21 protein-coding genes are annotated in these 23,084 nt (G+C 73.0%); 11 read left to right on the plus strand and 10 right to left on the minus strand.

What is annotated here, in order from left to right; genetic code table 11:
- Window positions 1–115 precede the first annotated feature (115 nt).
- Both BJY16_RS30865 and BJY16_RS30870 read left to right on the plus strand, forming a co-directional pair.
- Window positions 116–1,996, plus strand: a complete 1,881-nt coding sequence (locus BJY16_RS30865; protein ID WP_185043061.1) for a putative bifunctional diguanylate cyclase/phosphodiesterase — start codon at window positions 116–118, stop codon at window positions 1,994–1,996.
- Between the two features lie 115 nt (window positions 1,997–2,111).
- Window positions 2,112–2,927 (plus strand): alpha/beta fold hydrolase, encoded by an 816-nt coding sequence (locus BJY16_RS30870; RefSeq protein ID WP_185043062.1) that lies wholly within the window; start codon window positions 2,112–2,114, stop codon window positions 2,925–2,927.
- A gap of 56 nt (window positions 2,928–2,983) precedes the next feature.
- Here the strand turns inward: BJY16_RS30870 and BJY16_RS30875 are convergent, their stop codons facing one another.
- Genes BJY16_RS30875 through BJY16_RS30895 form a run of 5 tightly spaced genes read right to left on the minus strand, consistent with a single transcriptional unit; the run spans window position 2,984 to window position 8,082 of the window.
- A complete protein-coding gene (locus BJY16_RS30875) occupies window positions 2,984–4,291 on the minus strand; it encodes a hypothetical protein (protein ID WP_185043063.1) in 1,308 nt (435 codons plus the stop codon).
- A gap of 3 nt (window positions 4,292–4,294) precedes the next feature.
- Window positions 4,295–5,479 carry a serine/threonine-protein kinase gene (locus tag BJY16_RS30880; RefSeq protein ID WP_185043064.1) on the minus strand — a complete coding sequence of 395 codons (1,185 nt, stop codon included), beginning with the start codon at window positions 5,477–5,479 and terminating at the stop codon, window positions 4,295–4,297.
- A complete protein-coding gene (locus BJY16_RS30885; RefSeq protein WP_185043065.1) occupies window positions 5,466–6,419 on the minus strand; it encodes a trypsin-like peptidase domain-containing protein in 954 nt (317 codons plus the stop codon). Before BJY16_RS30885 ends, BJY16_RS30880 begins: the two co-directional genes overlap by 14 nt.
- Window positions 6,420–6,428: 9 nt before the next feature.
- Window positions 6,429–6,893: a hypothetical protein gene (locus BJY16_RS30890; protein WP_185043066.1), complete on the minus strand. Its 465-nt coding sequence runs from the start codon at window positions 6,891–6,893 to the stop codon at window positions 6,429–6,431.
- A gap of 37 nt (window positions 6,894–6,930) precedes the next feature.
- Window positions 6,931–8,082, minus strand: coding sequence for a hypothetical protein (locus BJY16_RS30895; RefSeq protein ID WP_185043067.1), 1,152 nt, complete (start codon window positions 8,080–8,082; stop codon window positions 6,931–6,933).
- A gap of 246 nt (window positions 8,083–8,328) precedes the next feature.
- Between BJY16_RS30895 and BJY16_RS30900 the strand changes: the two genes are divergently transcribed.
- A complete protein-coding gene (locus BJY16_RS30900; protein WP_185046746.1) occupies window positions 8,329–9,165 on the plus strand; it encodes an ATP-grasp domain-containing protein in 837 nt (278 codons plus the stop codon).
- Here the strand turns inward: BJY16_RS30900 and BJY16_RS30905 are convergent.
- The gene (locus BJY16_RS30905) at window positions 9,162–9,710 is read right to left on the minus strand and encodes a hypothetical protein (RefSeq protein ID WP_203759338.1); all 549 of its coding nucleotides are present in this window, start codon (window positions 9,708–9,710) and stop codon (window positions 9,162–9,164) included. The genes BJY16_RS30900 and BJY16_RS30905 overlap by 4 nt on opposite strands.
- 38 nt (window positions 9,711–9,748) lie before the next feature.
- On the opposite strand from BJY16_RS30905, the gene BJY16_RS30910 reads away from it, so the two are divergent.
- The 4 genes from BJY16_RS30910 (at window position 9,749) to BJY16_RS30925 (ending at window position 11,904) form a co-directional block, all read left to right on the plus strand.
- On the plus strand, window positions 9,749–10,429 hold the full coding sequence (locus tag BJY16_RS30910) for a hypothetical protein (protein ID WP_185043068.1): 681 nt from the start codon (window positions 9,749–9,751) through the stop codon (window positions 10,427–10,429).
- A complete protein-coding gene (locus tag BJY16_RS30915; protein WP_185043069.1) occupies window positions 10,426–10,749 on the plus strand; it encodes a nuclear transport factor 2 family protein in 324 nt (107 codons plus the stop codon). Before BJY16_RS30910 ends, BJY16_RS30915 begins: the two co-directional genes overlap by 4 nt.
- A 105-nt stretch (window positions 10,750–10,854) precedes the next feature.
- A complete protein-coding gene (locus BJY16_RS30920; RefSeq protein ID WP_185043070.1) occupies window positions 10,855–11,694 on the plus strand; it encodes a universal stress protein in 840 nt (279 codons plus the stop codon).
- 12 nt (window positions 11,695–11,706) lie between these two features.
- Complete coding sequence (locus BJY16_RS30925) at window positions 11,707–11,904, plus strand: hypothetical protein (RefSeq protein ID WP_185043071.1); 198 nt, start codon at window positions 11,707–11,709, stop codon at window positions 11,902–11,904.
- Window positions 11,905–11,925: 21 nt separating this feature from the next.
- Here BJY16_RS30925 and BJY16_RS30930 read toward each other — a convergent pair whose 3' ends face one another.
- The 4 genes from BJY16_RS30930 to BJY16_RS30945 form a co-directional block, all read right to left on the minus strand.
- Entirely contained in the window at window positions 11,926–12,135 is a 210-nt protein-coding gene (locus BJY16_RS30930) for a DUF1918 domain-containing protein (protein WP_185043072.1), read from the minus strand.
- Between the two features lie 62 nt (window positions 12,136–12,197).
- Window positions 12,198–13,586: an NAD(P)(+) transhydrogenase (Re/Si-specific) subunit beta gene (locus BJY16_RS30935; RefSeq protein WP_185043073.1), complete on the minus strand. Its 1,389-nt coding sequence runs from the start codon at window positions 13,584–13,586 to the stop codon at window positions 12,198–12,200.
- Complete coding sequence (locus BJY16_RS30940; protein ID WP_185043074.1) at window positions 13,583–13,867, minus strand: NAD(P) transhydrogenase subunit alpha part 2; 285 nt, start codon at window positions 13,865–13,867, stop codon at window positions 13,583–13,585. The genes BJY16_RS30935 and BJY16_RS30940 overlap by 4 nt, the downstream gene beginning before the upstream one ends.
- Window positions 13,864–14,985, minus strand: a complete 1,122-nt coding sequence (locus BJY16_RS30945) for an NAD(P) transhydrogenase subunit alpha (RefSeq protein WP_185043075.1) — start codon at window positions 14,983–14,985, stop codon at window positions 13,864–13,866. Before BJY16_RS30945 ends, BJY16_RS30940 begins: the two co-directional genes overlap by 4 nt.
- A gap of 168 nt (window positions 14,986–15,153) precedes the next feature.
- On the opposite strand from BJY16_RS30945, the gene BJY16_RS46650 reads away from it, so the two are divergent.
- The 4 genes from BJY16_RS46650 to BJY16_RS30965 all read left to right on the plus strand — a co-directional run bounded on the left by BJY16_RS46650 (window position 15,154) and on the right by BJY16_RS30965 (window position 23,082).
- Window positions 15,154–16,626, plus strand: a complete 1,473-nt coding sequence (locus tag BJY16_RS46650; RefSeq protein ID WP_239177983.1) for a DUF4389 domain-containing protein — start codon at window positions 15,154–15,156, stop codon at window positions 16,624–16,626.
- 285 nt (window positions 16,627–16,911) lie between these two features.
- Entirely contained in the window at window positions 16,912–18,555 is a 1,644-nt protein-coding gene (locus tag BJY16_RS30955) for an NAD(P)-binding protein (protein WP_185043076.1), read from the plus strand.
- Window positions 18,552–22,100 (plus strand): pyruvate:ferredoxin (flavodoxin) oxidoreductase, encoded by a 3,549-nt coding sequence (gene nifJ, locus BJY16_RS30960; protein ID WP_185043077.1) that lies wholly within the window; start codon window positions 18,552–18,554, stop codon window positions 22,098–22,100. Before BJY16_RS30955 ends, nifJ begins: the two co-directional genes overlap by 4 nt.
- A gap of 88 nt (window positions 22,101–22,188) precedes the next feature.
- Window positions 22,189–23,082 (plus strand): class I fructose-bisphosphate aldolase, encoded by an 894-nt coding sequence (locus BJY16_RS30965; protein ID WP_185043078.1) that lies wholly within the window; start codon window positions 22,189–22,191, stop codon window positions 23,080–23,082.
- Window positions 23,083–23,084: the final 2 nt, after the last annotated feature.

Genomic DNA, 23,084 nt, shown 5'->3' on the forward strand with positions numbered 1-23,084 from the left:
CCTGACAACCCCGCAGAACCGGGCGTACGGCGTGGCACGAAACCGTGAGGCGGCCGGTAACGAAATCCGGGAACGTGCCGATCGTCAAAAAGTGAGGTCTGACGGCTCGGGGTCGATGCGGGTACGGCGTCTGGTGGTCGGGGCGCTCGTCGCCGTCCTGGCCCTGTTGTCCGGTTCGGCGCTGGTCGACAGCCGCCGGCACGGCAAGATCGTCGAGGACATCGTGGCGGCCGCCGATCAGGTGGCGGCCTACGAGCAGGCCGCCTACCTCTCCGCCTGGGAGATGGCGCTGATCGAGGCGGCGGCCGGCGACCCGCAGGGCCCGGAGCGGCAGCAGCTGCTGGAGGTCGACGAGCAGGCGTACCTGGCCACCATGATCCTGGCCGGGATCGACGGGGAGTCGGCCGAGGCGGACACCATCGCCCAGCGTCAGCTCAACCAGCGCCAGGTGATCATCTGGTACCTGTCACTGCTGGACCGCGGCGACCGGGCCCGGGCCGCGGACGTCCTGCGCACCGAGATCATGCCCGCCTACCGCCGCAACGTGGCCCGGTTGCAGGAGCTGCGCGATCAACACCAGTCCCGGTACGAGGAGCACGCGGCGGCCGCCCGGCACGACTCGGACCGGCTGCTCTGGTTCAGCTCGGTCACCACCGGGCTCACCCTGGTGATGCTCGCGCTGTTCGCCTGGACCGTCCGGGCGCACCGCCGCCGGGTGGAGACGCTGGCCGCCACCGACATCCTCACCGGGCTGCCGAACCGGGCCGCGTTCACCCTGCACACCCAGCGCGCGCTGACCACCGGGCTGACCGTGCTGACCGTCAACATCGACGGGTTCCGGCACGTCAACGACCAGCTCGGCCCGAACATCGGCGACCGGCTGCTGGCCGAGGCGGGCTGGCGGATGTCCACCGCGGTCCGGGACAGCGACCTGGTCGCCCGGATCGGCGGCGACGAGTTCGCCATCCTGCTGCGCGACACCGACCCGGCCCGCGCCGAGACCGTCGCCGACCGGCTGCGCGAGGCCTTCGACCAGCCGTTCCAGCTCGGCGACCTGACCATCGACCTGGAGATCAGCATCGGCGCCGCGACGGCCACCGCCGACGACGACGTCCGCACCCTGCTCGGGCACGCCGACAGCGCCATGCACGACGCGAAGGAGCAGCACGACGGCTACCGCCGCTTCCGCCCGCACGCCGGGCAGGACAGCGCGGACCGGCTCAGCCTGCTCGGCGACCTGCGCCGCGGCCTGGACGACGCCGGCCAGTTCAGCCTGCACTACCAGGCCAAGATCCGGCTGGCCGACGGGACGGTGGCCGGGGTGGAGGCGCTGGCCCGCTGGCAGCACCCGGTGAAGGGCCCGGTCTCCCCCGGCCAGTTCGTCCCGGTGCTGGAGACCACCAGCCTGATCCACCGTTTCACCGAGCGGGTGCTGACCCTGGCCCTGGAGCAGGCCCGCGCCTGGCTGGACGCCGGGCACCCGGTCCCGGTGGCGGTCAACGTGTCCACCCGCAGCCTGCTCGACGAGACCTTCCCGGACCGGCTGGCCGCCCTGCTGGAGTCGGCGGGCGTGCCCGGCGCCCTGCTCTGCATCGAGATCACCGAGCACACCGTGATGTCCGACCCGGCCACCACGATCGACGCCCTGCACCGGATCCGGGAGCTGGGCGTGAAGACGTCGATCGACGATTTCGGTACGGGCTACTCGTCGCTGTCGTACCTGAAGATGCTCCCGGTCGACGAGCTGAAGATCGACCGCTCCTTCGTGGCCGACATGGTCACCGACCGCAGCAGCCGGGCCCTGGTCGCCTCGGCTGTCGACCTGGCGCACAACCTGGGCCTGACCGTGGTCGCCGAGGGCATCGAGGACGCGCCGACCGCGGCGGCGCTGGCCGGCCTGGGCTGCGACACCGCGCAGGGCTACCACTTCGCCCGCCCGGTCCCGGCCACCGACGTCTCCCTCACCCCACGACCGCTGCCGCTCCCGGCCCGCTGAGACCTTCTTCCGGTACGCGATCAGCGCCCGCCTTACCCGGCAGGTAATCGATCCGCGGCGTGGTCGTCGGTGACCCTGGTCCGGCCAGCACCGCCGAGCACCGCGGAGGACCTCGATGCCGTACGTGACCGCCAAGGACGGGACCGCCCTGCACTACCTCGACTGGGGAAGCGGGCAGCCGATGCTGTTCGTGCCCAGCGCCTGGCTCCCCGTGCAGATGTGGGAGCACCAGCTCACCGACCTGACCGAGCGCGGCCTGCGCTGCGTGGCCTACGACCGCCGCGGCCACGGACGCTCCGACGCGCCCTGGGACGGCTACGACTACGACACGCTCGCCGACGACCTCGCCGCGCTCGTCGACCACCTGGACCTGCGGGACCTGACCCTGGTCGGGCACTCGGCCGGCGGTGGCGAGGTGGTCCGCTACCTGACCCGGCACGGCGCGCACCGGGTGCGCGGCATCGTGCTGCTCGCCGCCACCACGCCGTTCCCGAAGCGGACCGCGGACAACCCGCACGGCGTCCCGGCCGAGCTCAGCGCGGCCGACGCGGCGTACCGGGCGGCGGACCGGCCCCGCTGGAACGCCGAGCGGGCGGCGTCGTTCTTCGCGCTGGACACCAACGAGGTATCGCCGGAACAGATCGAGTGGTTCCGCGACATCATCATGCGGTGCACACCGCGGGCGCACCGGGCGACCTATGCGACCGCCTTCCACACCGACCTGCGCGACGAGCTGCGGGCGCTGCGGGTGCCGACGCTCGTGCTGCACGGCGACCGCGACGAGCAGGCGCCGCTCGAGGTGTGCGGCCGGCGGGCGGCCGAGCTGGTCCCCGGCAGCGAGCTGCGGGTGTACCAGGGCGCGGCGCACGGCCTGTTCGTCACCCACGCCGCGCGCCTCAACGACGACCTGCACGGCTTCGCCACTCGCTGAGCACGCTGCGCGGCCGGGCACACGCCGGAGTCGGTGTGGACCGCCGGGGCGAGCGCTCAGCTGTCGTCCCGCTGATCGAGCAGGTCGGTCGCGAGCCAGGCCCGCTCCGACTGGTCGGCCGGGAAGAACGTCAGGTGCAGTCGCTGGTCCCGCGCGTCGGAACAGTCGATCCAATGCGCGAGGGCGAGGCCGGGGTGCGGAAGGTTCCAGGCGCCGGCGAGCCAGCTGACGTACCGGTCGTACCCGCCCGGGAAGAAGGTCCGCGCGACGGCGGGGTCGGACACCGGGACCGCCGTCACGGCGATCACACACCGGCTGGCCAGCCGCGTCCGGAGGGCGACCTGGCCGGTGCGCTCGGTTTCCCGCCGGGCCTGCAGGAGCAGGTCGGCGGTGAAGTCCAGGAGATGGCCGGCGCCCAGCGTCTCCCGGCCGGGAGCGGCCTCGCCGGGACACGCGCGGTGGAGCCGGTCGAGATGGGCTCGCAGAAGCCGCCTGGCGTCGTCGTGCTCCGCGTCCCACGGCAGCGAAGGCGGCGCGGTCACCACGGCCAGATACCAGCCGTCGGCCTCGTCATCGCCGGGCAGGCGCAGGCAGGTGCTGCGCGTCGCCGCGCCCGGGCTCAGCAGGGCTCTCGCCTCGAACTCGGCCACTATCGCCGGAAGGATCTCGTCGGCCGGATGCTCCGCCGCGGGGAACGACCGTGTGTGCGCCGCGTCCGGTCCGACCCGGCACCGCATGATCAACGGCTCGTCCTCGGCGAGGATCGGCACGTACTCCATCGTGATGCCGAGCGCCTCGTTCCGATCCGGCAGGATCGGCCCGTCACGGGCGACCAGGATCCGCTCGATGTCGTCGGGGTCCACCACGACCACACCCGGCCGCCCGGTCGGCGTCAGGCAGGCGCCCAGCTTGCCGGCGCACCCGGGCGAGGGACACGGCACGTCCGGCACAACGAGGCCGTGCAGGCCGATGCAGTCGGCACAGCGGGTGAAACGGCAGGCCGGGCACTGCACACCGTCCGGATCCATGTGGGCTTGCTTCGGCGACTGCAGAAGGACCTCCGCTGAGTACCAGAAGCGTCCACAGCCACCGCAGACGGTGGCGAGCGGCGCGACGAGCGCGCTCGATAGCTGACTTCGTGTGGCCGGCTCGGCCATCTCCTCCTCGGCCCGGCGTGACGTGCTCAGGAGCAGCAGCGCGTTGGCCATGGCGTCGGGGTTGCCGGGTTCGCGCCGCAGCGTGCCGAGCACCAGGTCCAGCGCGGTACGCAACCGGCCGGCCGAGGACAGTTTCCGGACCCGGTCGGTCAGGCCGGGCACCGGTGGCCAGGCTGCGGGGAAGACGAACCGGCCGGCCGGGGACATCGATCACACCTCCGGATCCGGTAGTAGCGCGGCTTCGTCGCCGCGCCCGGCGCACTTCAGCGCCGCACGGGCTACCCGAAGCGTCTCCGGCAGCAGCTGCGCCGGCAGGGCGGACCCGGCACCGAGCAACCGATTGGCCACACGCACCGCCTCGTCACCACTACCGGTGCGGATCAGCGCCCAGGCCAGGGCGAGTTGTCGGTGGTGATGATCCGTTCCGGTCAACGTGGGCTCCGGCGCTGCGGCTGGTTCGATGCCCAGGTCGTCGGTCAGCATCCGGGCCAGGGCGCGGAAGTCGCGCGGCCGGCCACCCGCGTTCTCGTCGAGGCAGCCGGAAAGCACCAGCCCGAGCTGTTCGCCGACTGGCCCGGGTGCCAGCTGGCGCCCGTCCACGGTGGCGCCCATGACGAGGTTCCTCCGGCGCTCCTGCGGCCCGTCCGAGGCGAAGTAGTCCAGCAGCTGACCGCGCTGGGCCTCGGCGTCGCCGACCAGCCGGACCGGATAGGGCAGCTGCCCGCCGGTGCAGAGCTGGTAGAGGATCACCCCGAAGGAGTAGATGTCGGCGCGACAGTCGCACGGCTCCGCCCGCAGCTGCTCCGGTGCGGCGTAGGCCCAGGTTCCGCCGCGCGCCCGGCGGTAGGCTCCGCCCGGCTCGCGAACCGGGCCGCTGAGACCGAAGTCGGCGATCTTCGCGTGTCCCTGGTCGTCGAGCAGGACGTTGGACGGCTTGAGGTCGAGGTGCACGCTCTCCTCCCGTGCGGACAGGTGCGCCATGCCGGCGCAGATCTCCTGCAGCAGCCCGGGCCGGAACGCGGTCCCGATCACGTCGGTGAGCGACCCGGGCGCGTACTCCAGCAGCAGCGCCTGCCGGTCGAGCACGGAAAGGACGTCGAGCAGCGACACGACGTACGGATGCGGCCGCATCCGCAGCAGCACGATCAGCTCGTCGTCGCCGGCCAGCGAGCCGGCGAACGGGAGTTTGATCGCGCGGCGCCGGCCGCCGCGCAGGTCGTCGACGACCAGGACCCAAGCCTGCCCGCCGCGCAGCCACCCGGTGACCCGCCAGCGGTCGAGCAGCACCTGCCCGGGCGGCACCGGAACGACCGGCGACGGCGCGGTGGCCTCCGGCGGCGTCGGGCCGGAGAGCAGCGTCGGGCCGGAGAGCAGCGTCGGGTCAGCGGAAGGCATCGCCGTCCGCCGGTTCGGTGCGCAGCGCCGTGGGGTCGTGCAGGTCGGGCAGGGAGAACTCGACGAGGAGCACACCGCTGGCGAAACGGAGCCGGTCCTTGTCGCTGAGGACGTGACTGGTCCGGTCGGCGACCAGGGTCAGCTCCCGGTCCGCGCCGAGAAGGTGGGCGGGGTGCGAGCCGAGGTGCTCGTAGACGAGGTGCGGCCCGGAAAGCCCGAGCCGGCCGTGGAACCGGCTGTCCCGCGGGTCGCTCAGCAGCAGCCGGTTCGCGTCGGCCCGGCCGATCGACACGTCGAAGTCGTCAGTCTCCATGATCGGCGTGAGGGTGCCACGGTCCCAGGAGAGCCGTAGCGTTCCGGCGCGCCGCCGGTCCGGCAGCGGGGTCAGCCGGATCCGGTCCGGCGCCAGCGCCACCAGGTCGTCGGTGCGGGCCAGGAAGACCGAGTCCCGGTTCCACCCGTCCGCGTTGAGCCGCTCGGACACCAGCCCGATCACCCGCTGCCGCTCGGTGGCGATCACCGGGGCGCCGCTCATCCCCGGTTGTGCCTGCCGGCAGGTGACCTTCGCCCAGACCCGGCCCTGCGCGCCGACCTCACCGACGTACTCGCCGACACCCGAGTCGAAGTCCCACCCGGCGGCGAACCCGGTGAGGTGGACCGGATCGCCGGGACCGACCTCACCGTGCCGGGCGAGCAGCAGCGGGTGCCACACCGACGTGCCGCCGATCTGGATCAGGGCGACGTCGGCGTCCTCGTCGCTGGGCAGGCCGGTGTCCACCGGCAGCGAGACGCCCGGCGCGGCGAACGGCTCGAAGGTCCACGCCGCGTCCCGGTGCCCGGCCAGGACGTGCGCCACCGTAGCGGCCAGGCCGTCCTGCGACACCACGAAGGCGGTGCCGATGCCGTCGCCGTCCCGTACCAGGCGTCCCACCGCGTCCATCGCCGCACCTCAATCGGGAAAGAGCCGCTGGGCCAGGTCGAGGAGCGGGTCGGGCTCCCCGGCCCGGTCGGCGGACAGGGGCTGACGTCCGTTGCCGGCGCGCCCGGCCCGGTCGAGCTTCACCCCGGCCGCGAGTTTCTCGCCGTTGATCCGGGCCTGCTCCCCCGCGGCGGCACGAACCTCCGCCGCGTCGGCGCGCTGCCGCTGCTCCGCCACCCGTTGCCCCTGGACGGAGGTGCCGAACAGCGCACCCGCCGCGGCGAACGCCACCGCCTGCAGCGAGGCGAGCACCGCGAGCAGCCGCTCCCAGGTCACATCGGTGGCGTCGACGCTGGCCAGCAACCAGCCGAGCAGCGCCAGCCAGGCGGCCACCACGCAGACCGCGACCCCGAGGGCGGCCCGGCCGAGCGGCGGGGCTGCCCCGCTCCCCTGTTTCTGCGCTGTCGCGGTACTCATCGCGGTCGTCGCACCCATGGTGGCCTCCCGAAGAATCTTGATGAACTGGCAGGGGTCACCGCGACCGCAGCAGCCGCACCCCGTAGTCGGCAATCTCCTGCTCCACGGCGATGACACCGTGCCGGTCGATTCCGATGACCTTGGTGGCGACGTCCGCGGGCGGGTCGGGGAACACCGTGGCGCGCCCGTGCCTGAGCAGGAACGGCACGCCCACGTTGCTGGTCGGCCAGCCGGTGTCGCCGGCGATGTCACCGCGGTTGTTGATCGCGACGGGCATCCCCGAGCCGCTGCCGATGTGGAGCCGGGTCATCCGGCCGCGCTGCCAGAGCACGCCCGAGGACGAGTTGCCGAAGTCGGCGACGCCGACCGCGGCGCCCTTGTCGTTGAGCGCGTACACCCGGCCACCGGTCGCCTTGTTGTGGGCCAGCAGATCGGTCATCCGGCCCCGCTGCCACAGGTACGGGTGTTCACCGTGGCGTTTGGTGGTGCTGTCGCCGACGACCTGCCCCCGCTCGTTGAGGTCCCGCGCATAACTGTTCGCGCCGCCCAGCGTGCCGAGCTTGATCATCTTGCCGTTCTGCCACAGCACCGCACGGGTGACCGACGACCCCGGCCGCCGGATCATGCCGAGGACCTGGCCACGGTTGTTGATGTCCACCACCTCACTGTTCCGGCCGCGCGGGACCGGCAGCAGGGTGAGGCGGCCGCGCTGCCACAGCATCGCGTGGTAGCTGCCGTCCTTGTCCATCCTGGTGACCGCGACCTGGTCACGGTCGTTCAGGAAGGAGTGTCCGGCTTTCGCTCCGGCGGGCAGCCGCTGGTAGGTGACCTTGCCGTGCCGCCACAGGAACAACTTCTCGACCTTGCCGGCCGGGACCCGTCCGGCCAGGTGCCGCTGCTCGTTGATGCCGCTGACGCCGGCCCCGACGATCGGGATGACGGTCGGGTTGATCCGGCCGCGCCACCACACCGTGGACCACGTGCGGCCGGTAGCGTCGCGGCTGCTGCCGATGATGTCGCCGCGCTTACTGATCATCAGGCCGTAGGACATCGGGCCGCCCAGCGTGCCCAGGACGACCATCGACCTGGTCCGCACCGGTGGCGGCGCGGCGGTCGTGGCCGCCGCCCCCGCCGCAGCCGGAGACATCAGACCCGCCGCCACCACACCGGTGGACGCCACGAGCACACTCAGCCTTCGGAAACGCATCTCCTCCTCCTCGCCCGGACAGGCACTGCCCCGCCGTCGGCGGCGGGCAGCGAGCAACGGACGAGCCGGCGCGGCGAAGGCCGGCGGCCAGAGCGAGGCGCGGCGTCTCATCGCCGGGCGCTCGGTTCGTATGCCTCCATCGTGGACACGCGACCGGCAGCGCGGTCAGAGGCGGACGGCCTCTCCAGCAGGACCGTCCGCCACGGTCACGCCGCCGGGTAGGCCTCGGTCTAGGCTCTGGGCGTGATGCTGCTGGTTCCCGGGGACGTGATGCGGCCGCGCCGGCCCGACGAGCACTTCGCCGGGGAGGTGGCGGCGGCGCGGGCGGCCGGGATCGAGGTCGCGGTGATCGACCACGACGCGCTGGCCCGGGGCGGGCCGGCGGACGCGGCGGTCGCGCGGGTGCCGGCCGGGACCGGCGCGGTCTATCGCGGGTGGATGCTGCGCGCCGAGCAGTACCGGGCGCTGGCCGAGGCGCTGGACCGGCGCGGGGTGGGACTGCGGACCAGCCCTGAGCGGTACCGGCGGGCGCACGAGCTGCCCGGCTGGTACGCCGCGGCGGCCGGGCACACCCCGGAGTCGGTGTGGACCATCGGGGACGCCCGGGCCGACTTCGTCGCGGCCTGCGCCGAGCTGGGCTCCGGGGCGGCGGTGCTGCGCGACTGGACGAAGTCGATGAAGCACCACTGGGACGAGGCCGCCTACCTTCCGGACGTCGCCGACCCGGACGCGGCGTGGCGGGTGGCGAGCCGGTTCCGGGAGCTGCGCGAGGACGAGTTCACCGGCGGGTTCGTGCTGCGGCGCTTCGAGGAGCTGACCGGCGCCGAGGTGCGCACCTGGTGGATCGACGGCGAGTGCCGCCTGGTGACCCCGCACCCGGACACGCCCGGCGACGAGCCGCCGGCCGAGCTCGACCTGTCCGCTCTCACGGCGCTGATGCGTACCGTCAACTTGTCCTTTGCCACCGCGGACCTGTCGCGGCGCAGCGACGGCGAGTGGCGCCTGGTCGAGATCGGCGACGGCCAGGTCAGCGACCGTCCCCGCACGACGCCGCCGGCCGACCTGATCGCCGCGCTGTCCTAGAGGGCGGGCAGCCGCTCCTCGTCGGACGGCGCGGCGCCGTGGTCCAGGAAGTAGAGGTAGGCCCGCAGGTCGGTGGCCAGCTCGCCGTCCAGGTAGGTGAGGTAGTCGTGCAGGCCGGTGGCCAGCTCGCGCTCCTCCTCGCGGTCCGACGCGGCGCACAGCGGATATTTCGCGGTCAGCCAGTCGCGCACCCGGCCCCGGTCGCGCCACCACTCACGGACCAGGGCCGGGGTCCAGTGGGCGTCGCCGTCGCGGGCCCAGCCGATGGTCGGGTCGTCGGCCATGCCGCGCAGGACCGCGCGCAGCTCGCCGGGATCGCGGGGCTGCCGGAAGACGAACTCCGAATAGTGCTCGTGACTGTCGCCGTAGAGGATGTGCCGGGGCGCGTGCAGCCGGCCCACCCAGCAGTTGTCGGTGCCGGCGGCGTAGAACGGGCCGGGCACGTTCAGCTCGTTGCGCTCCGCGAACCGGCCGCCGAACCGCGGCGGATGAGCCAGGGACCGCAGGGCGTCGTCGATATGGGGCACCGGATCCCAATAGAGCACGCCGACGATCTTACGGCCGATATGCCACAATCGCCGCCATGCCGAAGCGCCGTTGGTGGATCGCCGTCGGGATCGCGGCGACTCTCGGGGTCGCCGTGGGGGCCGTCGCGGTGGCCGCGCCGTCGATCGCGGCGGTCGCCTGCCCGCGGTGCTACGGGCTGACCGGCCTCGGCGGCGGCGTCTACGCGGAGCGCGACGACGACGCCTACCGCCGGATGGTCGACGCCGCCGGGGAGCGGGTCGCCGCGTTCTACGGCGGCCGCGAGGCGCACGCCCGGGTGCTGATCTGCGCCACCGAGGCGTGCTACCGGCGGATCGGCGGAGGCGGCGAGAAAGGCCGGGCTTTGCGTACGGACGCCCTGCTCCTGTCGCCGCAAGGCGCGAACGAGGTGATCGCCGCGCACGAGCTCGCCCACCTCGAGCTGAACCAGCGTCTCGGACCGGCCCGGTCGAAGGTCCCGTCCTGGTTCAACGAGGGCCTGGCGGTGCTGGTCTCGGAGGACCCGCGCTACCTGCGGCCCGGGCCGGATCGCTGCCGGGTCCCCTACGAGCAGGCCCTGACGATCACCCGGACCGACTGGTCGGCGGTGCGGACCGACGGCTACCCGCGGGCCGCGTGCGTGGTCAGCCACTGGGTCGCGGACCGCGGCGGCCCCTCCGCCGTACTGGAAATGATCAGCGATCTCCGCGCCGGCAAGGAGGTCTTCGATCACCCATGACGGAGAATCTGGCGCGAGCGCACGTGGAGCGGTTCAACGCGGCGGTGACCAGCGGCGACTGGGGGCCGTTCGTCGCGGGGCTGCACCCGGACGCGGTGATGAGCTTCGTCGGGCCGCCGGTCGGGCCGTGGCAGGGGCGGGAGGCGATCGCCGCCGCCTACGCCGCGGATCCGCCCGACGACACGATCCAGATCACCGGGATCCGGTCCGGCAGCGATCGGGACCTCGTCGACTTCACCTGGTCGCGCGGTGGCGGCGGGACGCTCACCTTGAGCTACCGCGACGGGCAGGTGGCCGAGTTGATCGTCCGCTTCGGCTGAACGCCGCCGGATCGGCCTCACGGGGTGCCGATCGGCCCTACCCGGGCCGCCGGGCCCGGCCTAGCGTGGCAGCAGAACGCCCTTTCCTCGGGGAGGTGCATCGAGATGGACACCTCATCGGTGACGCCGGTGGTCGCCGGGGTGAGCGGCTCCCCGGCCAGCATGCACGCGGTCGAAGCTGCGGCCCGCGAGGCCGGCGCCCACGGACACCCGTTGCGCCTGGTTCACGCGCTCAGCTACCGGCCGGATGTGTTCGATCAGCCGAGAGCCGCCGGGGACTTGCTCCGCCACGCGAAGGCAGTCGCGGAGCGGACCACGCCGGGGTTGCGGGTGACGACCGAACTGGTCGAAGGTCACCCACTGAACGGCCTGCTGCGCCTGTCCCGGCACGCGGCGCTGACCGTGGTCGGCGACGGCGGCCTCAACGACCGGGTCTGCCTGCCCCGGGACGCGACGGCCGTGCAGATCGCGGCCCGTGCCTTCGGCACGGTGATGGTGACCCGGCCGATGCGCGCCCCGCACGGGCCGGTGCTGGTCGGGGTCAACGGCGCCGACATCGCCGACCCGGTGCTCGACTACGCGTTCGAGGTCGCGGCCCGGCGCCGGACCGGCCTGGTGGTCGTCCATGTCGGCGAGACCGCGGACCGGATGAACGCGCTCCGGGACGCGATCGACGCCCGCGCCCGCCAGACCCGGGTGGACGCGAATTTCTGCACCCTGAGCGGCGATCCGAGCACGGTTCTGCGGCAGGAGTCGCAGCAGGCGTCGCTGATCGTCGTGGGCGCACGGGGCGAGCTACCTTATCACGGCCTGCTCGGCTCGGTGGCCCAGACGCTGCTGCACCACGGCCGCGGGCCGGTCGTGGTGGTCCGCGCCCACCGGTCCGCGGACCGGCGGGCGGACACTCCCCCGGCGCTGGCCGGCCGGCCCGGGGAATCACGCTGAAGGAGGCGTGCGATGGCCGAGAACCGCACCCGCCGCGCCCCGACCGGCGCTGACGGTGGTGGAGCCGTCTACGGGCTGGGCCTGATCGGCGCCCTCGTCTATTACATCGGAGCGGCCGACGGTTTCTGGCAGGGCGCGCTCGGTGTGCTGAAGGCGTTCGTCTGGCCCGCCTTCGTCGTGCACGACCTGCTGCGCCTGCTGGGCAGCTGAGCCGCCGAGGTGGATGCCGGGTCATCCGGCGGTGGCACCGCCGATGGCGGCCGGCTGGATCCGCGCCTGCGCGCCGGGGAAGACGACGCTGACGTGGCCGTCCTCGAGCCACCGCACGTAGTACGGCGGCCGGCCATCGGCGTGCACCACCTTGGTGACAACACCGACCCGGTACCCATCGCCGGGATGCGTCCCTTCGAGGACGAGGCGGTCCCCGACCCGAGCCCTCATGGCTGTCTCCCCTCACTGCGAATGATCGTGTCCCGGAGAACCGGGTCGCCCCGGCCCGATGCTCACCCGGCGTACGCCTGGACCGCCGCGAGCAGCGACGTCAGCGCGACCTTCGCGTCGGCGAACAGCATCGCGGTCTTCGGATCCTGGTAGAGCTCGTTGTCGATGCCGGCGTAGCCGTGCCCCAGCGACCGTTTGATCACGATGACGCTGCGGGCCTTGTCGACGTCGAGGATGGGCATGCCGGAGACCGCGTTGCCCGGTCGGCGCGCGGCCGGGTTGGTCACGTCGTTGGCGCCGACCACCAGCGCCACGTCGGTGCCGGGGAACGCCGGGTTGCTCTCGTCCAGATCCTTGAGCTGCTGGTACGGCGCGTTGGCCTCGGCCAGCAGGACGTTCATGTGCCCGGGCATCCGGCCGGCGACCGGATGGATGGCGTAGCTGACGTCGACACCGTGCTCGGTGAGCGCCTGGGCGAGGGCGACGACCTCGTGCTGGGCCTGGGCGGCGGCGAGACCGTAGCCGGGCACGATGACCACCTTGCCGGCGTACCCGAGCTGGATCCCGGCGTCCTCGGCGCTGATCGCGCGCACCCCGGCCGTACCGGGAACGGGTGCGACCGTGACCTGGTCGCCGCTCCCGTAACCACCGGCGATGATCGCCGGGATCGAGCGGTTCATCGCGTCGGCCATCAGCTTGGTGAGGATGGCGCCGGCCGCGCCGACCAGCGCTCCGGCGATGATCAGCGGGGTGCTGCCGAGCACGAATCCGGCCATCGCGACGGCCGTGCCGGTGCAGGCGTTGAGCAGCGAGATGACCACCGGCATGTCGGCGCCACCGATCGGCAGGGTGAGCAGCACGCCGAGGGCCAGGGCACAGCCGGCCACCCCGGCGAGCGCGAGCGTTCCGCGGCCGGTGCCGCCCAGCACGGCCAGCCCGGCGGCGGCGACCGCCAGCAGCACGGACAGGATCCGGCCGCCGGGCACCACGATCGGGCGGCCCGGGACTCGGCCGGCCAGCTTGCCGGCGGCGATCAGCGAGCCGCTGAAGGTGAGCGCGCCGATCACCACGTCGAGCGCGCCGGTGACCGCGGCCTGGGCGCCGGTGGCCCGGTCGCCGAGCGCGATCAGCGCGGCAGCGCCGCCGCCGACCGCGTTGAACAGGCTGACCAGCTGCGGCATCGCGGTCATCCGCACCCGCTGGGCGGCGACCAGCCCGGCCACGCCGCCGGCCAGCGCGCCGATCGTCAGCACGAGGACCGCGCCGGCCGTCAGCCCGCCGTCCTCGACCAGTACCGCGATGGTCACGACGATCGCCACGAGCATGCCGGCGGCGGACAGGCGGTTGCCGCGGCGGGCGGTGGCCGGGGCGTTCATCAGGTGCAGCCCGGCGACGAAGAGGGTGGCGCAGGCCAGATAGACCAGGTGGACCGTGGTGTCGAAGGCGGTCATGGCCTGCTCCGGAACATGCCGAGCATGCGGTCGGTGACGGCGTAGCCACCCGCCACGTTGGCGGCGCCGAAGAACGCCGCCACGCCCAGCAGCAGGTAGCCGCCGCCGTCCACTACGGTCAGCGCCAGCAGCATCACGCCGATCAGGACGATGCCGTGGATCGCGTTGGCGCCGGACATCAGCGGGGTGTGCAGGGTGGCCGGCACCTTGCTGATCACCTCGAAGCCGACCAGCACGCTGAGGGTGAAGACGGTCAGATCGGCCATCAGCAGCGGGGTCACGGCGCGGCTCCCTCCAGGAGTTCACGGACCGCCGGATGCACGATGTGCCCGGCGTGGGTGACGGTGACCGCGGCCTGGATCTCGTCCTTGAGGTCCGGCTCCGGGGTCAGGGCGGCGAGCAGGGCGAGGAGATTTTTCGCGTACGCCGAGGAAGCGGCCTGCGGCATGGTCGCGGCCAGGTTCCCGGCGGCGATCAAGGTCACCCCGCCGACCAGGGCCGTGGTGCCGGCGACCGAGCCGTCCACGTTGCCGCCGTGCGGCCCGGCGGCGAGGTCGACGACGACCGAGCCGGGTCGCATCCCGGCCAGCGTGGTGGCCGGGATGAGCACCGGTGGTCGCCGGCCGGGCACCTGAGCCGTGGTGATCACCACGTCGAACCGGGTCACCGCCTCCTGCAAGGCCTGTTGCTGCGCGGTGCTCTCCTCGGCGGTGAGCGCCCGGGCGTAGCCGTCGGCCGAGGCGACGGCCGGATCGCCGAGGTCCAGGACGGCGGCGCCGGTGGAGGCGATCTCGGCGCGCGCGGGTTCGCGCACGTCGTAGCCGGTCACCACGGCGCCGAGCCGGCGGGCGGTGGCGATCGCCTGCAGTCCCGCCACGCCCGCGCCGAGCACCAGGACCTGGGCCGGGCGGACGGTGCCGGCGGCGGTCATCAACAGCGGGAAGTACCCGCCGTACGCCTCGGCCGCGACGATCGCGGCCTTGTATCCGGCCACGTTGGCCTGGGAGGTGAGCGCGTCCATCGGCTGGGCCCGGGACAGCGTCCGGGGCAGCAGGTCGAGGCTGAGCGCGGTCACCCCGGCGGCGGCCAGCCGCCCGGCCAGGCCCGGGTCGGTGAGCGGTGCGAGCAGCCCGATCACCGTCTGGCCGGGGCGCAGCCGATCGACGTCGCAGGGCGGGTGCACGCAGACGAGAACGTCACTGCCGGCGTACACCTGCTCCCGGTCACCGATCGTGGCACCGGCGGCGCGGTACTGATCGTCGCCGAACCAGGCGTGGGAACCCGCCCCCGACTCGACCAGCACCGGATCGCGGTCGCGCAGACGGCGCACCACGTCCGGGGTCAACGCCACCCGTCGTTCCTGTTCCGCGGTTTCCCGTAACACTCCCACCGTGGCCATGCCGGCTCCTCCGTTCGTGCGGCCACGCTCCTCTCGAACGTTATGAGCCCGCGGCGGTGCGGTTCAGGGCCGGACGGCCCGAGGTTGCGACCCGCCGGTGGGTCGTTCGGCCCTGCCCGGATCCCGGGCTGCGGAGTTGTCCTGAGGAAAACCCCCTTGGGAGGAGTGATGAACTACAGTCCCGTGCGGGTCGAGGCACGACCCGACCCGTCGCCGAGCCGCTGGCTCTGGCTGGTCAAGTGGCTGCTGCTGATCCCGCACTACATCGTCCTGGCCGTACTCTGGGTCGGTCTCGTGGTGCTCACCCTGGTGGCGTACCTGGCGATCCTGTTCACCGGCCGCTATCCGCCGTCGATCCGCGCCTACAACGTCGGCGTGCTGCGCTGGACGTGGCGGGTGAACTACTACGGCTACTCGGCGCTGGGCACCGACCGCTACCCGCCGTTCACCCTGGCCGACGTGCCGGACTACCCGGCCAGGTTCGGGGTGGCCGAGCCGGAGCGGGTGCCCCGGTGGCTGCCGCTGGTGGCGTGGCTGTTCGCCGTGCCACACCTGGTCCTGCTCGGCGCGCTCACCTCCGCCGTGTCCTGGAACACCCCGGACGGCTACCGCACCTCGATGAGTGTGCTCGGCGCCGCGGTGCTGATCCTCGGGGTGGCGCTGCTGTTCACCGGCCGCTACCTGCGCGGGCTGCACGACCTGCTGGTCGGCGTCGCCCGCTGGCAGCTGCGAGTGGCCGCCTATCTGACCCTGCTGACCCCGCGCTACCCGCCGTTCCAGCTGGATCAGGGCGGCGCCGAACCGGTTGCCGGACCGGCCGGGCCGGCGGCCGGGGACCCGCCCGCCGTGCAGCACCACCAGCCGGCCACTCAGCCGCCGCCCCCGGATGCTCCGGCCGGGCCGCCCCGGTCGTCACCCGTGGGCTTCATCATCGCGCTGGTAGCCGGGGTGCTGCTGCTGGCGCCCGCGACCGGGCTCACCATCGGCGGCGGGGCCCTGCTCGCGCTGGACGGGGCACGCGACGGGTCCGGCTACGCGACCAGCCGGGTCGTCGGGCTGCACAGCACGACCGCCGCGATCACCGCGGAGAACCTGGAGATCGCCGGCGCAGACGTCTGGACCCGGAACCTCGCCGACGTCGGCGGTCTGCGACTGACCGCGACCGCGCCGGCCGGCCGCTCGCTGTTCGTCGGCATCGCGCCGCAGCAGGCGGTCGACCGGTGGCTGGCCGGCACCGCGCACGACGAACTCGTCGGGATGAGCATCGGCGCGACCCGCTACCACCGGGCCGCCGGTCCGGTACAGGGCGTGCCCGCCCCCGACGACCAGCAGTTCTGGCTCGCCTCGGCCAGCGGCCCCGGCACCACGACGCTGAACTGGACGGTCACCGACGGAGAGTTCGCCGTGGTGGTGGCCAACCTCGACGGAACTCCCGGAGTGGTCGCCGATGTCCGCGGCGCCGTCCAGGTGCCCGACCTGACCGCGATCGGCGCCGGGTTGCTGATCGCCGGGATCGCGCTCGGGCTGGTGGCGATCGGCCTGATCGTGCTGGGTGGCGTCGGGATCGGCCGCCGGCACACCCCACCGCCGCAGCAGCCGCAGGCGCCCGCCCCGCCGCCGCTGTCGACCATCTCGGCGTGACCTCACCGCACGGACCGGCGACCCACGGTCGCCGGCATGCAACGAAGGTTCGGCCAGCTCCGGGATCGTGGTCAAGTCATGCTCGGCGACGTCGAGGATCACGCGGTCCGTGCTGCGCAGCAGCCGGATGTCGGTGGGCGGTATGCCGTGCCGGATCGCGTTGGTCGCCAGTTCCCGGCCTGGCGGCGAGGACGGGCCGTCTGGCCCGTCCTCGCCGGACTTCCGGGCCTGCCCGGATCGGGCTGCCCGTGCGTGCCATGGAGGGAAGGAGAGGAGGGCGGTCCGATGCCGAGGACAAGCCGCGCCGGGGACATGACGCCGCTGCCGGACCTGGCGCACGACCAGGCGCGCGGCGGTGCCGCCCGGGAACGCCGACCGGTCTACGTCGATCTGCTGCCGCCGTGCAATGCCGGGTGTCCGGCCGGGGAGAACATCCAGGCCTGGCTGGCGCACGCCCGCGGCGGTGACTACGAAGCGGCCTGGCGGGCGCTCACCGCCGACAACCCGCTGCCGGCGATCTGCGGCCGGGTCTGCTACCACCCGTGCGAGTCGGTCTGCAACCGGATCCAGCTGGACAGCGCGGTGTCGATCCACGGAGTCGAGCGCTTCCTGGGTGACCTGGCGCTGGAGCGCGGCTGGAGGTTCGACCCGCCGCCGGCGCCGACCGGCCGCCGGGTCCTGGTGGTTGGCGCCGGTCCGTCCGGACTGTCCGCCGCCTACCATCTGGCTCGGCTCGGTCACCAGGTGGTGATCTACGACGCGGGCGACGAGCCGGGCGGGATGATGCGCTACGGGATCCCCGCCTACCGGCTGCCGCGGGCCGTGCTGGCCGCCGAGATCGCTCGGATCGAGGCGCTCGGCGTGGTGATCGAGACCGGTCATCCGGTCGTCGACCTGGCCGCTGACCGCCGGGGCGGCCGGTTCGACGCGGTGTTCGTCGCGGTCGGGGCGCATCTGTCCAAACGGGTCGACATCCCGGCCCGCGAGGCCGGGCGGATCGTCGACGCGGTCAGTCTGCTGCGCAGCGTCGCTGCCGGTGAGCGGCCGGCGATCGGGCGGCGGGTGGCGGTCTACGGCGGCGGCAACACCGCGATGGACGCGGCCCGGGTCGCCAAGCGGCTCGGGGCCGAGGAGGCGCTGATCGTCTACCGGCGGACCCGGGCGCAGATGCCGGCGCACGCTGAGGAGGCGGACGACGCCGAGCGTGAGGGCGTGAAGATCAACTGGTTGCGGACCATCCAGGCGTTCGACGGGCCGGAGCTGACCGTCGAGGTGATGGAGCTCGACGCGGACGGGCGGCCGGCGCCGACCGGGCGTACCGAGACTCTTGCCGCCGACACCGTGGTGCTGGCCCTGGGGCAGCGTGCCGACACCGCGTTCCTGCGGGGTGTGCCCGGGGTCGAGTTCGGCGCTGACGGCACCGTGCTGGTGTCCGCGTCGTTCATGACCGGCTCCCCCGGCCTGTTCGCCGGTGGCGACATGGTGCCGGCCGAGCGGACGGTCACCGTCGGTATCGGACACGGCCGCAAGGCGGCCCGGCACATCCACGCCTATCTGACCGGCGGCGTCGCCGCGACACCGGACAAGCATCCGCTGGCGAGCTTCGACCTGCTGCATCCGTGGTACTTCGGCGACGCCGACCGGCGCGTCCAGGCCGAACGGGACCCGGTCACCCGGACCGCCGACTTCACCGAGGTGGTCGGCGGCCTGGACGAGACCGCGGCCCGGTTCGAGGCCGGGCGGTGCCTGTCCTGCGGGAACTGCTTCGAATGTGACGGCTGCCTGGGCGCCTGCCCGGAAGACGCCGTGATCAAGCTCGGGCCGGGCAACCGGTACCGGTTCGACTACGACCGCTGCACCGGGTGCGGCACCTGCTTCGCCCAGTGCCCGGTGCACGCGATCGACCTCATTCCGGAGGCACACTCATGAGCCGGGCGATCGTGGACGGCAACGAGGCCGCGGTGTCGGTCGCGTACCGCTTGAACGAGATCTGCTGCATCTATCCGATCACCCCGTCGTCACCGATGGCCGAGCTGGCCGACCAATGGTCGGTCGCCGGGCGCCGCAACGTGTGGGGCTCGGTGCCGTCGGTGGTCGAGATGCAGAGCGAGGGCGGCGCCGCCGGGGCCCTGCACGGGGCGCTGCAGAGCGGGGCGCTGACCACGACGTTCACCGCGTCGCAGGGGCTGCTGCTGATGATCCCGAACATGTACAAGATCGCCGGCGAGCTGACCCCGGCGGTGCTGCACGTGGCCGCCCGGGCCCTCGCTACCCAGGGGCTGTCCATCTTCGGCGACCACTCCGACGTGATGGCGGTCCGGGCCACCGGCTTCGCGATGCTGGCGTCCGCGTCCGTGCAGGAGGCCCAGGACCTGGCCCTGGTCGCCCAGCTGGCGTCGCTGCGCACCCGGGTGCCGTTCGTGCACTTCTTCGACGGCTTCCGGACCTCGCACGAGCTCGCCACGATCGAGACTCTCAGCGACGACGACCTGTGCACGCTGGTGCCGGAGGACCTGATCCGCGCGCACCGGGGCCGGTCGCTGTCACCGGAACGGCCGGTGATCCGCGGGACCGCGCAGAACCCGGACGTCTACTTCCAGAGCCGGGAGACGGTGAACCCGTTCCACGCCCGGGTGCCGGACGCGGTGCAGACCGCCATGGACGAGTTGGCCGGGCGGACCGGGCGCCGCTACCGCACGGTCGAGTACCACGGTGCCCCGGACGCCGAGCGGGTCGTCATTCTGATGGGCTCGGGCGCCGAGACGGCTCGGGAGACCGTCGGGTACCTGACCGGCCGCGGCGAGCGGGTCGGCGTCGTGCAGGTCCGGCTGTTCCGCCCGTTCCCGGAGGACGCCCTGGTGGCCGCGTTGCCGCCGACCGTCACCCGGATCGCCGTGCTGGACCGCACCAAGGAGCCCGGCTCGGCCGGGGAGCCGCTGCACTTGGACGTGGTGGCGGCCCTGGCCGGCAGCAGCCGCCCGATGCCGTCGGTGATCGGCGGCCGGTACGGCCTGGGGTCCAAGGAGTTCACCCCCGGCATGGTCGCCGCCGTCTTCGCCGAGCTGGCCGAAGACCGGCCCCGCCCCCGGTTCACCGTGGGCATCGTCGACGACGTCACCGGGACCAGCCTGCCCTGGACCGAGCTGGACATCGAACCGCCGGAGACCAACCGGGCGGTGTTCTTCGGGATCGGCTCGGACGGCACGGTCGGCGCGAACAAGAACACCATCAAGATCCTGGCCGGCGAGCCCGGCACCCACGCGCAGGGCTACTTCGTCTACGACTCGAAGAAGTCCGGTGGGCTGACCGTCTCGCACCTGCGGTTCGGGCCGGCGCCGATCCATGCCCCGTACCTGATCTCGCAGGCCGGGTTCGTCGCCTGCCACCACGCCGGCCTGCTCGACCGGGTGGACGTGCTGGACCGCGCGGCCCCGGACGCCACGCTGCTGCTCAACACCGCTGCCGAGGACGTCTGGGGCTCCCTCGCCCAGCCGGTGCAGGAGCAGATCATCGCCAAACGGCTGCGGCTGCACGCGATCGACGCCGATCGGGTGGCCACCGCGGCCGGGCTGCCCGGGCGCAGCAACACCGTGCTGCAGACCTGCTACTTCGCCGTCTCCGGGGTGCTGCCCCGGGACGCGGCGATCAGCCGGATCAAGGCGGCGATCAGCAAGACCTACGCCAAGCGGGGTCCCGAGGTGGTGGCGCGCAACCACGCCGCCGTGGACGCGGCGGTGCAGGCGCTGCGCCGGATCGACGTACCGGAGACAGCGACCGCCAGCCGGCAGCCACCGGAACCCGTCCCGGCGACCGCGCCCCGCTTCGTCCGCGAGGTCACCGCGGCGATGCTCGCCGGACGCGGCGACCGGCTGCCGGTCAGCGCGCTCCCGGTGGACGGCACCTATCCCGGCGGCACCACCGCCTTCGAGAAGCGCAACCTCGCCGACCTGGTCGCCACCTGGGACCCGCAGACCTGCATCCAGTGCGGCACCTGCGCGTTCGTCTGCCCGCACAGCGTCATCCGGGCCAAGCTGCTGGACGCGACGGAGCTCGCCGCCGCGCCGGACGGGTTCCCGGCCGCGCCGCTGAACGCCCGCGGACTGCCGGACGCCGGGTTCGGCCTGCAGGTCTACGTCGAGGACTGCACCGGCTGCGGGTTGTGCGTCGAGGCCTGCCCGGTCGGCACGCCCGAGCACAAGGCGATCAACCTGGAGCCGCGCGAGCCCCAGCTGGCGGCCGCACGCGCCAACATCGACTTCTTCGAGACCCTGGCGTACGCGGACCGCTCCCGGGTCGACTTCGGCACCGTGCGCGGGGCGCAGTTCCTGCAGCCGCTGTTCGAGTTCTCGCTCGCGTGCACCGGGTGCGGGGAGACGCCGTACCTCAAGGTGTTGTCCCAGTTGTTCGGTGACCGGCTGATGGTCGCCAACGCCACCGGCTGCTCGTCGATCTACGGCGGCAACCTGCCCACCACGCCGTGGACCCGCAACGCCGAGGGGCGCGGACCGGCCTGGTCGAACTCGCTGTTCGAGGACGACGCCGAGTTCGGGCTGGGCTTCCGGCTCGCCGCCGACCTGCACCTGCAGCTGGCCCAGAACCGGCTGCGGCAGCTGCGCGACCGGATCGGGACGGAACTGGTCGACGACGTGCTGGCCGCGCCGCAGCGGCGCGAGTCGGAACTCGCCGCCCAGCGCGAACGTCTCGACGAGGTGGAACGGCGCCTGGCGGCACTGCCCCCGGGCGACCCGGTGGTCGAGGATCTGCGCAGCGTGCTGGACCATCTGGTACGCCGCAGCGTCTGGATCGTCGGCGGCGACGGCTGGGCGTACGACATCGGCGCGGCCGGCCTCGACCACGTCCTGGCCACCGGCCGGAACGTGAACGTGCTGGTCCTCGACACCGAGGTGTACTCGAACACCGGCGGGCAGATGTCCAAGGCCACGCCGCTGTCGGCGGTCGCCCGGTTCGCCGCGGGAGGCAAGACCACGCCGAAGAAGGACCTGGCGTTGCAGGCGATCGCCTACGGCAACGTCTACGTGGCCCGGGTGGCGATGGGCGCCGACCCGCAGCAGACCTTGCAGGCGCTGCGCGAGGCGGAAGCGTACGACGGGCCGTCGCTGGTCATCGCGTACGCGCACTGCATCGCCCACGGCATCGAGATGCGCGACGGCCTGAACCAGCAGTACCGGGCGGTGGCCACCGGGTACTGGCCGCTGATGCGCTACGACCCGGTGCTGCGCGCCGCCGGCGCCAACCCGTTCCTGCTCGATTCGCCCCGGCCGCGCCTGCCGCTGACCGAGTTCACTTCGCGCGAGCTGCGGTTCCGGCAGCTGCGCGACACGGATCCGGCGGAGGCGGACCGGCTGGCCGGGCTCGCCCAGGAGGCGGTCGACCAGCGGTGGCGGGTGTACGAGGAGATGGCGTCGCACGGACCGGAACGGTTCCCGGCGGACGCCCGTTCGCAGATGACGTGAACCTCGCCGCCCACCTGCGGGCCCATCGGCCCTGACCGATGGGCCCGGTCACGGCCGAGGGTGGAGGGTGAGGAAAGGAGGCTTCGCGATGACCACACGACTGCGGCTGTCGCAGTGCGGGCTGAGCGGGGGCAAACGAGCCCGCCTGCACCGCATCCTCTACCAGCACGGGCTCCGCAACGGCACGGCCCTGTTCCTGCCCTACGACCAGGGGCTGGAGCACGGGCCACGAGACTTCTTCGCCGATCCGGCCGCCGCTGATCCGAAGTACATCATCAAGCTCGCCCTGGAGGGCGGGTTCAACGGCATCGCCATCCAGATCGGGCTGGCCGAGAAGTTCTACTGGGACTACGCCGGCGAGGTGCCGCTGATCCTGAAACTCAACGGCAAGACCGACATCCCGCCGGACCGGCGAGCGCTGTCGCCGCTGCACGCCTCGGTCGAGGACGCGGTACGGCTGGGCGCCGACGCGGTCGGCTACACCCTGTACGTCGGCTCGCCGGCCCAGGATGTCGACTGCGCGCAACTGCACGAGGTGCGGCGGGACGCGCAGCGGTTCGGCATGCCGCTGATCGTCTGGGCGTACCCGCGCGGCGAGGCGATCGAGGACAAGGGCGGCAAGGACTCCTTCTACGCCGTGCACTACGCGGCCCGGGTGGCCAGCGAACTCGGCGCCGACGTCGTCAAAGTCAATTTCCCCCGGCCGGAGAAACGGGCGTCGGTCCCGGCCCCCTACACCGCCACGTTCAGCGGACAGGAGGCGATGGAGGCGGTGGTCCGGGCGGCGAACCGCACCCTGGTCCTGGTCTCCGGCGGCAGCAAAGCCGGCGACGACGCGATGCTCGCCAAGGCACACGAGTCGATGGCGGCCGGCGCCACCGGACTGATCTTCGGCCGCAACATCTGGCAGCGCGAGCACGACGCGTCCCTGCGGCTGGTCGAGCAGTTGCGCGACATCCTGGCCAAGTTCCCCACCACGTAGGT

This window comes from Actinoplanes octamycinicus (assembly GCF_014205225.1).
GTDB lineage: Bacteria > Actinomycetota > Actinomycetes > Mycobacteriales > Micromonosporaceae > Actinoplanes > Actinoplanes octamycinicus.

Coding starts and splice junctions, on each gene's coding strand:
- BJY16_RS30930 (WP_185043072.1), bottom strand. CDS start 12,135: ATGAGGGCTCGGGTCGGGGACCGCCTCGTCCTCGAAGGGACGCATCCC.
- BJY16_RS30955 (WP_185043076.1), top strand. CDS start 16,912: ATGCCGAGGACAAGCCGCGCCGGGGACATGACGCCGCTGCCGGACCTG.
- BJY16_RS30920 (WP_185043070.1), top strand. CDS start 10,855: ATGGACACCTCATCGGTGACGCCGGTGGTCGCCGGGGTGAGCGGCTCC.
- BJY16_RS30865 (WP_185043061.1), top strand. CDS start 116: ATGCGGGTACGGCGTCTGGTGGTCGGGGCGCTCGTCGCCGTCCTGGCC.
- BJY16_RS30885 (WP_185043065.1), bottom strand. CDS start 6,419: ATGGACGCGGTGGGACGCCTGGTACGGGACGGCGACGGCATCGGCACC.
- BJY16_RS30895 (WP_185043067.1), bottom strand. CDS start 8,082: ATGCGTTTCCGAAGGCTGAGTGTGCTCGTGGCGTCCACCGGTGTGGTG.
- BJY16_RS30875 (WP_185043063.1), bottom strand. CDS start 4,291: ATGTCCCCGGCCGGCCGGTTCGTCTTCCCCGCAGCCTGGCCACCGGTG.
- BJY16_RS30915 (WP_185043069.1), top strand. CDS start 10,426: ATGACGGAGAATCTGGCGCGAGCGCACGTGGAGCGGTTCAACGCGGCG.
- BJY16_RS46650 (WP_239177983.1), top strand. CDS start 15,154: ATGAACTACAGTCCCGTGCGGGTCGAGGCACGACCCGACCCGTCGCCG.
- BJY16_RS30900 (WP_185046746.1), top strand. CDS start 8,329: ATGCTGCTGGTTCCCGGGGACGTGATGCGGCCGCGCCGGCCCGACGAG.
- BJY16_RS30870 (WP_185043062.1), top strand. CDS start 2,112: ATGCCGTACGTGACCGCCAAGGACGGGACCGCCCTGCACTACCTCGAC.
- BJY16_RS30935 (WP_185043073.1), bottom strand. CDS start 13,586: ATGACCGCCTTCGACACCACGGTCCACCTGGTCTATCTGGCCTGCGCC.
- nifJ (WP_185043077.1), top strand. CDS start 18,552: ATGAGCCGGGCGATCGTGGACGGCAACGAGGCCGCGGTGTCGGTCGCG.
- BJY16_RS30890 (WP_185043066.1), bottom strand. CDS start 6,893: ATGGGTGCGACGACCGCGATGAGTACCGCGACAGCGCAGAAACAGGGG.
- BJY16_RS30965 (WP_185043078.1), top strand. CDS start 22,189: ATGACCACACGACTGCGGCTGTCGCAGTGCGGGCTGAGCGGGGGCAAA.
- BJY16_RS30880 (WP_185043064.1), bottom strand. CDS start 5,479: ATGCCTTCCGCTGACCCGACGCTGCTCTCCGGCCCGACGCTGCTCTCC.
- BJY16_RS30945 (WP_185043075.1), bottom strand. CDS start 14,985: ATGGCCACGGTGGGAGTGTTACGGGAAACCGCGGAACAGGAACGACGG.
- BJY16_RS30925 (WP_185043071.1), top strand. CDS start 11,707: ATGGCCGAGAACCGCACCCGCCGCGCCCCGACCGGCGCTGACGGTGGT.
- BJY16_RS30910 (WP_185043068.1), top strand. CDS start 9,749: ATGCCGAAGCGCCGTTGGTGGATCGCCGTCGGGATCGCGGCGACTCTC.